This window comes from Dokdonella koreensis DS-123, from assembly GCF_001632775.1.
Classification (GTDB): Bacteria; Pseudomonadota; Gammaproteobacteria; order Xanthomonadales; family Rhodanobacteraceae; genus Dokdonella; species Dokdonella koreensis.
Genome location: NZ_CP015249.1, coordinates 3848181 through 3861156, shown reverse-complemented (window position 1 = coordinate 3861156; position 12976 = coordinate 3848181). Strand labels below are relative to the sequence as shown.

Annotated in this window: 13 protein-coding genes; 8 read left to right on the top strand and 5 right to left on the bottom strand. The window is 70.9% G+C overall.

Translation table 11 applies throughout. From position 1 onward, the window contains the following. The first annotated feature begins 11 nt into the window (after window positions 1-11). The 8 genes from I596_RS15735 to I596_RS15700 all read left to right on the top strand — a co-directional run bounded on the left by I596_RS15735 (window position 12) and on the right by I596_RS15700 (window position 6756). Window positions 12-383, top strand: a complete 372-nt coding sequence (locus I596_RS15735; protein WP_067650090.1) for a diacylglycerol kinase — start codon at window positions 12-14, stop codon at window positions 381-383. A 110-nt stretch (window positions 384-493) separates the two neighbouring features. Then, on the top strand, window positions 494-1237 hold the full coding sequence (locus I596_RS15730; protein WP_067650087.1) for a TerC family protein: 744 nt from the start codon (window positions 494-496) through the stop codon (window positions 1235-1237). Between the two features lie 79 nt (window positions 1238-1316). After that, window positions 1317-2219 carry a sulfate adenylyltransferase subunit CysD gene (gene cysD / locus I596_RS15725; protein ID WP_083965821.1) on the top strand — a complete coding sequence of 301 codons (903 nt, stop codon included), beginning with the start codon at window positions 1317-1319 and terminating at the stop codon, window positions 2217-2219. Then, entirely contained in the window at window positions 2219-4117 is a 1899-nt protein-coding gene (gene cysN / locus I596_RS15720) for a sulfate adenylyltransferase subunit CysN (RefSeq protein ID WP_067650084.1), read from the top strand. The genes cysD and cysN overlap by 1 nt, the downstream gene beginning before the upstream one ends. Window positions 4118-4303: 186 nt before the next feature. Continuing rightward, window positions 4304-4612, top strand: coding sequence for a lipid-A-disaccharide synthase N-terminal domain-containing protein (locus I596_RS15715; protein WP_067650081.1), 309 nt, complete (start codon window positions 4304-4306; stop codon window positions 4610-4612). Window positions 4613-4722: 110 nt separating this feature from the next. Further along, a complete protein-coding gene (locus I596_RS15710; RefSeq protein WP_067650078.1) occupies window positions 4723-5331 on the top strand; it encodes a LemA family protein in 609 nt (202 codons plus the stop codon). A 20-nt stretch (window positions 5332-5351) separates the two neighbouring features. Next, window positions 5352-6257, top strand: coding sequence for a TPM domain-containing protein (locus I596_RS19320; RefSeq protein ID WP_067652138.1), 906 nt, complete (start codon window positions 5352-5354; stop codon window positions 6255-6257). 10 nt (window positions 6258-6267) lie between these two features. Then, a complete protein-coding gene (locus I596_RS15700; protein ID WP_067650075.1) occupies window positions 6268-6756 on the top strand; it encodes a TPM domain-containing protein in 489 nt (162 codons plus the stop codon). Between the two features lie 80 nt (window positions 6757-6836). Here I596_RS15700 and I596_RS15695 read toward each other — a convergent pair whose 3' ends face one another. The 5 genes from I596_RS15695 to I596_RS15675 are packed head-to-tail and all read right to left on the bottom strand — an operon-like array spanning window position 6837 to window position 12801. Next, window positions 6837-7415 (bottom strand): hypothetical protein, encoded by a 579-nt coding sequence (locus tag I596_RS15695; protein WP_150132206.1) that lies wholly within the window; start codon window positions 7413-7415, stop codon window positions 6837-6839. Between the two features lie 40 nt (window positions 7416-7455). Further along, window positions 7456-10194: a methionine synthase gene (gene metH / locus I596_RS15690; protein WP_067650069.1), complete on the bottom strand. Its 2739-nt coding sequence runs from the start codon at window positions 10192-10194 to the stop codon at window positions 7456-7458. After that, window positions 10194-10793, bottom strand: coding sequence for a short chain dehydrogenase (locus I596_RS15685; RefSeq protein ID WP_067650066.1), 600 nt, complete (start codon window positions 10791-10793; stop codon window positions 10194-10196). The genes metH and I596_RS15685 overlap by 1 nt, the downstream gene beginning before the upstream one ends. Beyond that, window positions 10790-11875 carry a homocysteine S-methyltransferase family protein gene (locus I596_RS15680; protein WP_223303852.1) on the bottom strand — a complete coding sequence of 362 codons (1086 nt, stop codon included), beginning with the start codon at window positions 11873-11875 and terminating at the stop codon, window positions 10790-10792. The genes I596_RS15685 and I596_RS15680 overlap by 4 nt, the downstream gene beginning before the upstream one ends. Continuing rightward, on the bottom strand, window positions 11872-12801 hold the full coding sequence (locus I596_RS15675; protein WP_067650060.1) for an ArsR family transcriptional regulator: 930 nt from the start codon (window positions 12799-12801) through the stop codon (window positions 11872-11874). The genes I596_RS15680 and I596_RS15675 overlap by 4 nt, the downstream gene beginning before the upstream one ends. Window positions 12802-12976: the final 175 nt, after the last annotated feature.

Below are 12976 nucleotides of genomic sequence, written 5' to 3'. Positions count from 1 at the left end.
GGACGGGCGACATGCCGAGCATCGAGCCGCGCGGCCCGCGCCAGATCGTCCGGGCGCTGAAGTGGTCCTGGAAGGGACTGCGCGCAGCCTGGTCGTACGAGGCCTCGTTCCGGCTGGAAGTACTGGTCTGCGTGGTGCTGCTGCCGGCCGGACTGTGGCTCGGCCAGGGCGCCGTCGAGAAGGCGCTGCTGGCCGGCAGCCTGCTGCTGGTGCTGGCGATGGAGCTGCTCAACTCGGCGGTCGAGGCGGTGGTGGACAAGGTCAGCCCGGAGTTCCACGAGCTGGCCGGACGTGCCAAGGACATGGGATCGGCGGCGGTGTTCCTGCTGCTGGTCAACGTCGCGCTGTGCTGGGGGCTGATCCTCTGGCAGCGCTTCGGCTGATGCAGTGGCCGGTGCCGCCGCGATGCCACGCGGGCGCGCCGTTGCGGCGCGGGCCCCGTGACGCCGTGCCCGCCGCGCGCGCGGCCTGATTCCAGCCCTTACCAGCACCGATGATCGAACTCCTCTCCGACCCGCAGGCCTGGATCGCGCTGCTCACGCTGGCGGCGCTGGAGATCGTCCTGGGCGTCGACAACCTGGTCTTCGTCTCGATCGCGGTCAGCCGGCTGGCGCCGGCGCAGCGGCCGGCCGCGCGCCGGGTGGGCCTGGCCCTGGCCTGCATCACGCGCATCGCCCTGCTGCTGGTGCTGGCGACGCTGGCGGGTTTCGACGACGAGCGCATGGGCCTGTTCACCGCGGCGGGCCAGGTGATCTCGCTGCGCGACATCATCCTGGTGGCCGGCGGCCTGTTCCTGCTGGTCAAGGCGGTCATGGAGATCCACCAGGAGCTCGAAGGCGCGCGCGGCGGCGACAGCGAGGAAGGGCGCGTGTTCGCCTCGTTCGGCTTCGTCATCGCCCAGATCGCGGTGATCGACATCGTGTTCTCGCTCGACTCGGTGATCACCGCGGTGGGCATGGTCAACCAGATCCCGATCATGGTCGCGGCGATCGTGCTGGCGGTGGCGGTCATGATCTTCGCGGCCAACACGGTCGGCGAGTTCATCGACAACCATCCCACCATCCGCATGCTGGCGCTGGCGTTCCTGATCCTGGTCGGCATGGTGCTGATCGCCGACGGTTTCGAGCTGCACATCCCGCGCGGCTACGTCTATTTCGCGATGGGCTTCTCGATCGCGGTCGAGTCGCTGAACCTGTGGGCGCGCCGGCGCGCCCGGCAGGCGGGTCCCGATTCCTGATTCTCGCCAGCGCGATCCCGGCGGCACGATCCCGGCGGTGCGCCATGACGGCCGTCGCGGCCGCGCCTACAATCGCCCGATGCCCGCCTTGAGCCACCTCGACGCCCTGGAAGCCGAAAGCATCGACATCCTGCGGGAGGCGGTGGCCGAGGCCGAGCGGCCGGTGATGCTGTACTCGGTCGGCAAGGACAGCGCCGTGATGCTGCACCTGGCGCGCAAGGCGTTCTTCCCGGCGCGGCCGCCGTTCCCGCTGCTGCACGTGGACACCACCTGGAAGTTCCGCGCGATGTACGCGCTGCGCGATCGCATGGCGCAGGAGGCGGGCATGGCGCTGATCGTGCATCGCAATCCGGACGCACAGGCGCAGGGCATCGGTCCGTTCACGCATGGCTCGGCGCTGCATACCGACCTCTGGAAGACCCAGGGTCTCAAGCAGGCGCTGGACCGGCACGGCTTCGACGTCGCCTTCGGCGGCGCGCGGCGCGACGAGGAGAAGTCGCGCGCGAAGGAACGCGTGTTCTCGTTCCGCAATGCGCAGCACCGCTGGGATCCGAAGGCGCAGCGGCCGGAGCTGTGGCGGCTGTACAACACGCGCAAGCACCCAGGCGAGAGCCTGCGTGTGTTCCCGCTGTCGAACTGGACCGAGCTGGACGTGTGGCAGTACATCGCGCGCGAGCAGATCCCGGTCGTGCCGCTGTACTTCGCCGCGCCACGGCCGGTAGTGGTGCGTGAGGGCCGCCTGATCGTCGTCGACGACGATCGCATGCCGCTGGCCGAGGGCGAGACGCCGGTGCTGCGGACGGTGCGTTTCCGCACGCTGGGCTGCTGGCCGCTGACGGCGGCGATCGAGTCGCAGGCCGACACCGTCGAGGCGGTGATCGCCGAGATGCTGCGCGCCCGCACCAGCGAGCGCGAGGGCCGCCTGATCGACCACGACAGCAGCGGCTCGATGGAGAAGAAGAAGGCCGAGGGCTACTTCTGATGGCGACACGGACCGCATCGGCCGGCGACGCCGCGCAGACCGCGCCGGCGCAGGGCCTGCTGCGCTTCATCACCTGCGGCAGCGTGGACGACGGCAAGAGCACGCTGATCGGCCGGCTGCTCTACGACACGCGCACGCTGCTGGAAGACCAGCTCGACGCGCTGGCCGCCGATTCGCGGCGGCTCGGCACGCAGGGCACGGACCTGGACTTCGCCCTGCTGGTCGACGGCCTGTCGGCCGAGCGCGAGCAGGGCATCACGATCGACGTGGCCTACCGGTTCTTCGCGACGCCGCAGCGGCGGTTCATCGTCGCCGACACGCCGGGCCACGTGCAGTACACGCGCAACATGGTCACCGGGGCCTCCACGGCGGACCTGGCGGTGATCCTGGTCGACGCGCGCCAGGGCGTGCTGACGCAGACGCGCCGGCACAGCCACCTGGTCGCGCTGCTCGGCATCCGCCACGTGGTGCTGGCGGTCAACAAGCTGGACCTGGTGGACTACTCGCGCGAGGCGTTCGAGCGGATCGAGGCGGACTATCGCGCGTTCGCGGCGCGCATCGGCCTCGAGGCGGTCGTCGCGATCCCGCTGTCGGCGCTGCGCGGCGACAACATGGTCGCGGCACCCAGCCCGAACACGCCGTGGTACCGCGGGCCGAGCCTGATCGGGCACCTCGAATCGGTGGTGGTCGACGCGCTGCCGGACGAGGCGCCGCTGCGTTTCCTGGTGCAGTGGGTCAACCGGCCCGGCCCGGACTTCCGCGGGTATGCCGGCCGCGTGCTCGGCGGCCGCGTGCGTCCCGGCGACGCCGTGTGCGTACTGCCGTCCGGCCACGCCGCGACGGTCGAGCGCATCGTCGGCTATGCGGGCGACCTCGACGAGGCGGTCCGCGGCCAGTCGGTCACGCTGACACTGGCCGAGGCGGTCGACGTCAGCCGCGGCGACGTCATCGCCGCCGCGGCCGCTCCGCCGGCCGTTGCCGACCAGTTCGAGGCGACCGTGGTCTGGATGGACGAGGCGCCGATGCTGCCGGGGCGCGGCTACCTCGTGAAGCTCGGCGCCACCACCACCGGCGGTGCGCTCGGCCCGCCCAAGTACCAGGTCGACCCGGACAGCCTCGATCACCTGGCGGCGCGGACGCTGGCGTTGAACGCGATCGGCGTCTGCACGCTGACGCTGGACCGCACCGTGCCGTTCGACCCCTATGCCGACAATCGCGACATGGGCAGCTTCATCGTGATCGACCGCGTCAGCAACCGCACGGTCGCGGCCGGCCTGCTGCACTTCGCGCTGCGCCGCTCGCAGAACGTGCACTGGCAGGCGCTCGCGCTCGACAAGGCGGCGCGCGCGCACCGCAACGGCCACGGCCCCGGCGTGGTCTGGCTGACCGGCCTGTCCGGTTCCGGCAAGTCGACGATCGCCAACCGGCTCGAGCAGCGCCTGCACGCGCTCGGCGTCCACACCTACCTGCTGGACGGCGACAACGTGCGCCACGGTCTCAACAAGGACCTGGGCTTCACCGCCGCCGACCGCGTCGAGAACATCCGCCGCATCGCCGAGGTCGCCGGCCTGATGGTCGATGCCGGCCTGGTCGTCATCTGTGCGTTCATCTCGCCGTTCCGGTCCGAGCGCGCGCTGGCGCGCCGGCGTGTCGCCGAGGGCGAGTTCGTCGAGGTCTACGTCGACACGCCGCTGGCCACCGTCGAACGGCGCGACCCCAAGGGCCTGTACGCCAAGGCCCGCCGCGGCGAGCTGAAGAACTTCACCGGCATCGACTCGCCGTACGAGGCGCCGGAGGCAGCCGAGGTCCACGTGCGGACCGAGGACACCGACGTCGACCGGGCGGTCGAGCAGGTCCTCGCGCAGCTGCGCCGCCAGAAGATCCTGGCGGCCGGTTGACGCCGCGCATCCCGGCGCCCCGGGCCCCGGGGCGACGGTTTTCCGACGCACCCCGGCCCAGCATCGGCGGTTTGCGGTTTGCGGTTTGCGGCTTGCGCCGCGGCATCGGCGCCGCGCGGCGATGCCGTTACCGCGATGCCCCTACAATCGGCAGCCGCGCAGCCTGATCCCATTCCGAGCGATCCGATGAACGAAGTCCTTTTCTACGTGCACAGTGTCGGCGTCACGCCGTGGAAGCTGGTCGGCTACCTGGGCGTCTTCCTGTTCACCAGCCGCTGGTTCGTGCAGATGTACGCCACGCGCAAGCTCAAGCGCGTGCACATGCCGCGTGCGTTCTGGTGGCTGTCGGTCTTCGGCAGCCTGCTGCTGGTCAGCTACTTCACGTTCGGCAAGAACGATTCGGTCGGCATCCTCTCGAACCTGTTCCCGTCCGTGGTGGCGATCTACAACCTGGTGGTGGACCTGCGCCATCGCCGCGATCGCGCGGTTTCCTGAGCACCCCGCCGGCGGGCGTTCAGCGCGCGGCCGGCCAGCGTGCCGATACTTGCGTGCCGGTCCGTCGCGGCGCAGAGTGCGCCCGGGGCCATCGATACGGGAGAGGTGCGATGCGTACGATCCGGTGGGTGCTGGTCGGGCTGGCGCTCGTGTTGCTTTCCGGCTGCGGCTACAACGCGATCCAGCAGAAGGACGAGGCGGTGACGGCGGCCTGGTCGGAGGTGCTCAACCAGTACCAGCGGCGCGCCGACCTGGTGCCCAACCTGGTCAATACCGTCAAGGGCTACGCCAGCCACGAGGAGACGGTCTTCACGCAGGTGACCCAGGCGCGCGCCCAGGTCGGCACGCTGAAGATCACGCCGGACATGCTGAGCGATCCGGCGATCCTGGCCAAGTTCCAGGCCGCGCAGGGCGAGCTGTCGAGCGCGCTGACACGGTTGATGGCGGTCTCGGAGAACTACCCGCAGCTCAAGGCCGATGGCCTGTTCCAGAACCTGCAGGCGCAGCTGGAAGGCACCGAGAACCGCATCGCGGTGGCGCGCAACCGCTACGTCGCTGCGGTGCAGGACTACAACACCTACGTGCGCAGCTTCCCGCAGAACCTCACCGCCAAGTTGTTCGGCTACGCGACCAAGGCCAACTTCTCGGTCGAGAACGAGAAGGCGATCTCGACCGCGCCGGCCGTCGATTTCAGCAAGCCCGCGCCCGCCGGCAACTGACGGGCACGCCGATGGCCACGCTGCGGGCCGCCTGGGCCCGGCCGGTGCTGCTGGCCTGGCTGCTGTTCGCCGTCGCCGGCGTGGCCGCGCAGGACGGGCCGCAACCGGTGCCGGCGCTGGCCGGGCGGGTGGTCGATCTGACCGCCACGCTGGACGCCGGCCAGCGCGCCGGCCTGGAGGCCGAGTTGGCTGCGCTGGAGCAGCGCAAGGGTGCGCAGCTGGCCGTGCTGATCGTGCCGACCACCGCACCGGAGGACATCGCGGCCTATGCCATCCGCGTCTACGACCAATGGAAGCTCGGCCGCCAGGGCGTCGACGACGGTGCGGTGCTGATCGTGGCCAAGAACGATCGTCGCGTGCGCATCGAGGTGGCGCGCGGCCTGGAAGGCGCGATCCCCGACGCGGCGTCGGCGCGGATCATCCGCGAGTACATCACCCCGCGTTTTCGCGAGGGCGACTTCTACGGCGGCATTCGCGATGCGGTCGGTGCGCTGACCAAGCTGGTCGACGGCGAGCCCCTGCCGGAACCGTGGAGCGGCGGCCGCGAGCGCCGCCCGGCCGGCGATTTCGGCAGCGCGCTGCTGTTCGGCTTCATCGCCGCCGTGTGGGCGCGCAGCCTGTTCGGGCGCCTCAAGCCCACGCCGCGCGCCGGGCTGGCCGGCCTGGCCGCCGGTGGCGTCGCCTGGCTGATCAGCGGCCTGGTGCCGATCGGCCTCGGGCTCGGCCTGGTCGGCGCGCTGATCGGCTTCATCGGTGGCGGCGGCGGTGGCGGCTTCGCCAACGGCGGCGGCTGGGGGGGCTGGGGTGGTGGTGGCGGCTTCGGCGGTGGTGGCGGCTGGGGCGGTGGCGGTGGTGGCGGTGGTGGCGGCGGTTTCAGCGGCGGTGGCGGCATCTCCGCCGGCGGCGGTGCCTCGGGCAGCTGGTGAGGGCATGAGCATGCGTTGGCTACGGCATCTGTTCGCAGGCGATCCGGCCGCCCGCCATTTCCCGCCGGCGACGCTCGATGCGATCCAGCACGCGGTCGCCGCCGGCGAGCGCCGGCATCGCGGCGAGGTCTGTTTCGCCGTCGAGGGTGCCTTGCCGTGGCGGCTCGCGCTGGCGCGCCGGAGCGTGCGCGAGCGCGCCGCGGACGTGTTCGCGCACCTGCGTGTCTGGGATACGCGCGAGAACACCGGCGTGTTGATCTACGTGCTGCTGGCCGAGCACGCCATCGAGATCGTCGCCGATCGCGGCATCGCCGCGCGCATCGACGATGCGTACTGGCAGGGCGTCTGCGAGCGGCTGCGCCAGCGCTTCACGGCCGGCCAGTTCCAGGCCGGCGCGGTCGCCGCGGTGGAAGAGGCCAACACCGTGCTGGCCCTGCACTTCCCGGCCGACCGCCGCGACAACCCCGACGAACTGCCGGACCGGCCGGTGATCCTGTAGCTGCGCCGCCGGGCACCCTGCACGGCCGGCGTCGATAGCGCGCGCCGGAGGCCTTGATGGCGTGTGGCCGCGCGGCGAGGCTAGCGGCCGGCGTCGTCGGGATTCGCCTTGCTTGGAATGGCTGGAACGGGCGTTGCCGAGACCTCGATCGCGTAGCGCGCGGCGTTGCGTTCCGGGTCGCCGACACGGATCGACGCCGGTCGGCCGTCGAGCGCGACCTGCAACGTCGGTTCGGCAACCTGTCGCCAGGTGCCGTCGACAAAATCGTAGAGCGTGGCGGCGATGACGACGCTCGCCGGGTCGGCACCGGCGACCGGGTCGGCCCGGACATCCAGCCGGTAGTCGCCGCCGCCACCGCCGCGCACGGCGGACTGTGCCGGCACGCCGGGGGCGACGACGAGACGGGGTTCGCCGACGAGGCGGCCGTCGATGCTGATCTTGAACGCAAGATCGAGGTTGTCCGGTACCTGTGCGAGCACGTTGCCGGCGAACGCCAGGCCCGCGATCCAGCCGAATGCATGATGGAGCATGATGTCCGTTCCTTCGTGTGCGTTTGCGACGGCGGTTAGTCCTCGCCGAGGGTCGCCCAGTTCCCGGGCGGGACGGGTCATCGGCGAAATGCCGGCGACGGCGATGACGGCATGATCGGCGCCGCGCACGCTGCCGGCACGCCATTGCGTGGCCCGGCCGGGTATCCGGTTACTCCGGATCGTAGTCGAGGTTCGGCGCCAGCCAGCGCTCGGCCTCGGCCAGCGTCCAGCCCTTGCGTCGCGCATAGTCCTCGACCTGCTCGCGCGTCAGCCGGCCGACCACGAAGTACTGGCTCTGCGGATGGGCGAAGTACCAGCCGGAAACCGCCGCGGTCGGCAGCATCGCGAAGCTCTCGGTGATCGTGATGCCGGCATTGGCCGGGGCGTCCAGCAGCCGGAACAGCGTGTCCTTCTCGGTGTGGTCGGGGCAGGCCGGGTAGCCCGGTGCCGGCCGGATGCCGCGGTACTTCTCGTCGATCAGCGCGTCGTTGTCGAACGCCTCGTCGGCGGCGTAGCCCCAGTGCTCGCGGCGCACGCGCTGGTGCAGGCATTCGGCGAAGGCTTCGGCGAGGCGATCGGCGAGGGCCTTGAGCATGATCGCCGAGTAGTCGTCGTGGTCGCGCTCGAAGCGGGCGACGTGCGCGTCGATGCCGATGCCGGCGGTGACCGCGAACGCACCGATCCAGTCCTGCACACCCGCGGCCTTGGGCGCGACGAAGTCGGCCAGGCAGAAGTCCGGTCGTTCGACCGGCTTGTCGGCCTGCTGGCGCAGGAAGCGCAGCGTGGCGATGCGCGGGCCCGGCGCGTCGCCTTCCGCAGCCGGCGCCGCGAAGACCTCGACGTCGTCGCCGACGCCGTGGGCCGGCCACAGGCCGATGACGCCGCGCGCGGTCAGCCATTTTTCCTCGACGATGCGCGCGAGCATCGCGCGGGCGTCGCGGTAGAGCTCGGTGGCCTGGGCGCCGACGACGGCGTCGGTGAGGATCGCCGGGTAGCGCCCGGCCAGTTCCCAGGCGTTGAAGAACGGCGACCAGTCGATGAACGGCACCAGATCGGCGAGCGGATAGTCGTCGAAGACGGTGATGCCGGGCGTCCGCGGCGCGGGCGGGCGGTAGCCGTCCCAGCCGCCGTCGAAGCGCTGTGCGCGGGCGGCCGCCAGCGGCACCAGCTTCTTGGCGCCGCCGCGGTCCTTGTGGCGCTCGCGGATCTCGGCGTACTCGCTGCGGATCTTGGCCATGAACGTATCGACCAGGTCCTTGGAGATCAGCGACTGGGCGACGCCGACCGCGCGCGAGGCGTCCTTGACCCAGACGATCGGCGCCTCGTAGTGCGGGTCGATCTTCAGGGCGGTGTGCGCGCGCGAGGTGGTGGCACCGCCGATCAGCAGCGGCATGCGGAAGTTCTGCCGCTGCATCTCGCGGGCGACGTGGCTCATCTCCTCCAGCGAGGGCGTGATCAGGCCGGAGAGGCCGATCATGTCGGCGTTCTCCGCGCGTGCGGCGTCGAGGATCTTCTGCGCCGGCACCATGACGCCGAGGTCCACCACGTCGAAGTTGTTGCAGCGGAGCACCACGCCGACGATGTTCTTGCCGATGTCGTGCACGTCGCCCTTGACGGTCGCGATCACGATCTTGCCGTTGGACTTGCCGGCGTCGCCGGTGCGCAGCTTCTCCGCCTCGATGTACGGCAGCAGCCAGGCGACAGCCTTCTTCATGACGCGCGCGGACTTGACCACCTGCGGCAGGAACATCTTGCCGGCGCCGAACAGGTCGCCGACGATGTTCATGCCGTCCATCAGCGGCCCTTCGATGACGTCGAGCGGGCGGGTCGTTTCCAGGCGCGCCTCCTCGGTGTCCTGGTCGACATGGGTGTCGATGCCGTTGACCAGGGCGTGCGCCAGCCGCTCGCGTACCGGCTTGTCGCGCCAGGCCTGGGTTTCGACCGGGGCCTCGCCCTTCTTCGCCTTGTAGCGGTCGGCGATCTCCAGCAGCCGCTCGGTGGAATCGCGCCGGCGGTTGAGGATCACGTCCTCGACCCGCTCGCGCAGTTCCGGATCGAGGTCGTCGACGATCGGCAGGGCGCCGGCGTTGACGATTCCCATGTCCATGCCGGCCTGGATCGCGTGGTACAGGAACACCGAGTGGATCGCCGCGCGCACGGTTTCGTTGCCGCGGAACGAGAACGAGACGTTCGACACGCCCCCCGATACGTGGCAGTGCGGCAGCGTCCGCTTGATGACGCGCGTGGCCTCGATGAAGTCGACCGCGTAGTTGTCGTGCTCCTCGATGCCGGTCGCGACCGCGAAGATGTTCGGGTCGAAGATGATGTCCTCGGGTGGGAAGCCGACCTCCTCGGTGAGGATGCGGTAGGCGCGCGTGCAGATATCGACCTTGCGCGCGCAGGTGTCGGCCTGGCCGACCTCGTCGAAGGCCATGACCACGGCGGCGGCGCCGTAGCGCAGCACCTTGCGCGCCTGCTCTACGAACACGGCCTCGCCTTCCTTGAGCGAGATCGAGTTGACGACGCCCTTGCCCTGCAGGCACTTGAGGCCGGCCTCGATGACGGTCCACTTGGACGAGTCGACCATGACCGGGATGCGCGCGATGTCCGGCTCCGAGGCGATGAGGCTCAGGAACCGCGTCATCGCCTTTTCCGAGTCGATCAGGCCCTCGTCCATGTTGACGTCGAGGATCTGCGCGCCGCTGGCGACCTGCTGGCGCGCGACCTCGACCGCCTCTTCGTAGCGTTCTTCCTTGACCAGCTTGCGGAACTGCGCGCTGCCGGTGACGTTGGTGCGCTCGCCGACGTTGATGAACAGCAGGTCCGGCGTGATGACCAGCGGTTCGAGGCCGGACAGGCGGGTGTAGCGCGGAGCAGGCGCTTCGGGAAGGGGCGATGCCGATGTCATTACCAGACCTTGTAGACCTGGCCGGTCTGCACGCCTTCGACGCTGCGCTGGTAGGCCAGGGCGGCGCGTGCGGCGGGCACGGCCTCGAAGCCGGGGAAGAAGTCGCGATAGGCGTCCCAGGCCTCGGCCAGCACGCTGGGACTGACGACGTTGATGCGCAGGCCGCGCGGCAGCTCGCAGGCGGCGGCGCGCGCGAAGCCCTCGATGGCCGCGTTGACGGCCGTCGCGTTGGCGCCCAGGCGGATCGGCTGGTCGGCCAGGATGCCGGTCGTCAGCGTGATCGAGCCGGCGTCACGCAGGTGGTGCTGGCCGATCAGCACCAGCCGCACCTGGCCCAGCAGCTTGTCCTGCAGGCCCTGGTCGAACTGCGCCGCGGTCATGCCGGCGAGCGGTCCGAAGTGCACGCTGCCGGTGGTGGCGACGATCGCGTCGAGCGGGCCGGTCGCGTCGAACAGGGCGCGCACGCTGGCCTCGTCGCGCAGGTCGACGCGGTGGTCGCCGCTGCTGCGGCCGGCACCGATCACCGCGTGCCGCTCGCCGAGGTTGGCCGCAACGGCACGGCCCAGCGTGCCGCTGGCGCCGACCAGCAGGATCTTCATGCGGCCTCCTGCAGTGCGCCCGGCAGCCGGCGCGGCGGCAGGCCGTGCACCACCTCGGCGATCGCGCGGATGTGCGCCGGCGTGGTGCCGCAGCAGCCGCCGACCAGGTTCAGCAGGCCCGACTCGGCGAACTCGCGCAGCGTGGCGGCCATTTCCTCGGGTGTCTCGTCGTACTCGCCGAAGGCGTTCGGCAGGCCGGCGTTCGGGTGCGCGCTGACGTAGCCGGTGGCGACGCGTGCCAGCGTTTCCACGTGCTCGCGCATGTCGGCGGCGCCGAGCGCGCAGTTGAGGCCGATCGACAGCGGCCGGCTGTGCGCCATCGAGGCGTAGAACGCCTCGGCGGTCTGGCCCGACAGCGTGCGGCCGGACCGGTCCGTGATGGTGCCGGAGATCATGATCGGCAGGCGCCCGCCGCGCGCGTCGAAGGCTTCCTCGATCGCGAACAGGGCGGCCTTGGCGTTCAGGGTGTCGAAGATCGTCTCGACCATGATCGTGTCGGCGCCGCCGTCGATCAGGCCGTCGGTCGCTTCGCGGTAGGCCGAGCGCAGCTCGTCGAAGCTGGTGTTGCGAAAGCCCGGGTCGTTGACGTCGGGGCTGATCGAGGCGGTGCGGCTGGTCGGCCCGAGCACGCCGATCACGAAGCGCGGCCGGTCCGGCGTGGTGGCTTCGATCGCGTCGCAGCAGGCGCGTGCCAGTCGCGCGCCTTCCTTGTTGAGCTCGTAGACCAGGTGCTCGAGGTGATAGTCGGCCTGGCTGACGGAGGTGGCGTTGAAGGTGTTGGTCTCGACCAGGTCGGCGCCGGCCTCCAGGTAGGCGGTGTGCACCGCGGCGATCACGTCCGGGCGCGTCAGCAGCAGCAGGTCGTTGTTGCCCTTGAGGTCGTGGCCGCACTGCGGACCGTGCACGTGGCGGCTGTCGTAGCCGTCGGCGAAGCGCTCGCCGCGGTAATCGGGCTCGTCGAGCTTCCAGCCCTGGATCATCGTCCCCATCGCACCGTCGATGATCAGGATGCGGCGTGCCAGCGCGGCTTCGAGCGCGGCGACGCGCGTTGGATGCAGCCAGGGCAGGGTGCGTGCGTTCATCGGTCTTTGCATGCCAGCAGGGAAATCACTTCGAAATGCGGCGCCTTGCTCTCGCGCGTGATGCGCTCGCAGGCCAGGACGCTGAGGCCGGCGGCGGTGGCGAAGCCGCGCAGGTCGTCGGGCTTGAAGCCGAGGTTGCGGTGGTCGAACGGCTCGACCGCGGTACGGTGGGCATGGCGCGCCAGCGTCGCCGCCAGCAGGCGGCCGCCGGGCCGCAGCAGCCGCGCCGCCTCGGTGACGACGGCCGCCGGGCGCTCGCTGTAGGTCAGCGCGTGCATCAGCAGGACGAGGTCGAAGCGCCGCTCGCCGAGGTCGAGCGCGTGCATGTCGCCGTCGAGGACCTCGACGTTGCCGAACGGCGCCAGCCGCGCGCGCGCGGCGGCGACCACGCGCGGGCTGGCGTCCACGCAGACGATCGAGCGCGCGCGCGGCGCCAGCAGTTCGGCGAGCACGCCGTCGCCGGAGGCGATGTCGAGCACGTCGCCCGGGTCGACCAGTCGCGTCATCGAGCGCGCCAGCGTCTCCCAGGTGCGTCCGGGCGAGTAGTGGCGTTCCATGTCGCCGGCCACGGTGTCGGCCCATCCCTCGGCGCGGGCGCGCTGCGCCAGCACCGACGGCAGCCGGCGCTCGTCCTCGCGCAGCAGGGCATCGTCGATGTTCGCGCGCAGCGCGTGCAGCAGCGCGCTGGCACGTGCGTCGAGCTCGCCGTTGAACCGGTAGTAGGACGACACGCCGGCGCGCCGGTCGCGGACCAGGTCGGCCTCCTTGAGCTTGGCCAGGTGCGTGGACACGCGTGGCTGCGCCAGCCGCAGCACGGCGGACAGCTCCGCGACGGTCAGTTCCTCGCGCTCCAGCAGCGCCAGCAGCCGCACGCGGGTCGCGTCCGACAGCAGCCGCAGCAGGGCCGAGGTCGCGGCCAGGTCCAAGGTTTATCCCTTTATCTTGATTGAAAGATGGATCAGCCTATCGGGCGCGCCCGGCGGCGTCAATGCACCTGCACCGCCGCGGCGCGCCAGGTGTCACGGCGGCGGCGGCGCGCGGACCGCGATCCGGCGGATATTGCGGTGCATTAGGCCGGACGGGCCCTGCGCGCTAGAATTC

What these genes read in the sequence shown, in the direction of transcription:
- I596_RS15735 (WP_067650090.1), top strand. Translation starts at nt 12, where the DNA reads ATGCCGAGCATCGAGCCGCGCGGCCCGCGCCAGATCGTCCGGGCGCTG.
- I596_RS15730 (WP_067650087.1), top strand. Translation starts at nt 494, where the DNA reads ATGATCGAACTCCTCTCCGACCCGCAGGCCTGGATCGCGCTGCTCACG.
- cysD (WP_083965821.1), top strand. Translation starts at nt 1,317, where the DNA reads ATGCCCGCCTTGAGCCACCTCGACGCCCTGGAAGCCGAAAGCATCGAC.
- cysN (WP_067650084.1), top strand. Translation starts at nt 2,219, where the DNA reads ATGGCGACACGGACCGCATCGGCCGGCGACGCCGCGCAGACCGCGCCG.
- I596_RS15715 (WP_067650081.1), top strand. Translation starts at nt 4,304, where the DNA reads ATGAACGAAGTCCTTTTCTACGTGCACAGTGTCGGCGTCACGCCGTGG.
- I596_RS15710 (WP_067650078.1), top strand. Translation starts at nt 4,723, where the DNA reads ATGCGTACGATCCGGTGGGTGCTGGTCGGGCTGGCGCTCGTGTTGCTT.
- I596_RS15700 (WP_067650075.1), top strand. Translation starts at nt 6,268, where the DNA reads ATGCGTTGGCTACGGCATCTGTTCGCAGGCGATCCGGCCGCCCGCCAT.
- metH (WP_067650069.1), bottom strand. Translation starts at nt 10,194, where the DNA reads ATGACATCGGCATCGCCCCTTCCCGAAGCGCCTGCTCCGCGCTACACC.
- I596_RS15685 (WP_067650066.1), bottom strand. Translation starts at nt 10,793, where the DNA reads ATGAAGATCCTGCTGGTCGGCGCCAGCGGCACGCTGGGCCGTGCCGTT.
- I596_RS15680 (WP_223303852.1), bottom strand. Translation starts at nt 11,875, where the DNA reads ATGAACGCACGCACCCTGCCCTGGCTGCATCCAACGCGCGTCGCCGCG.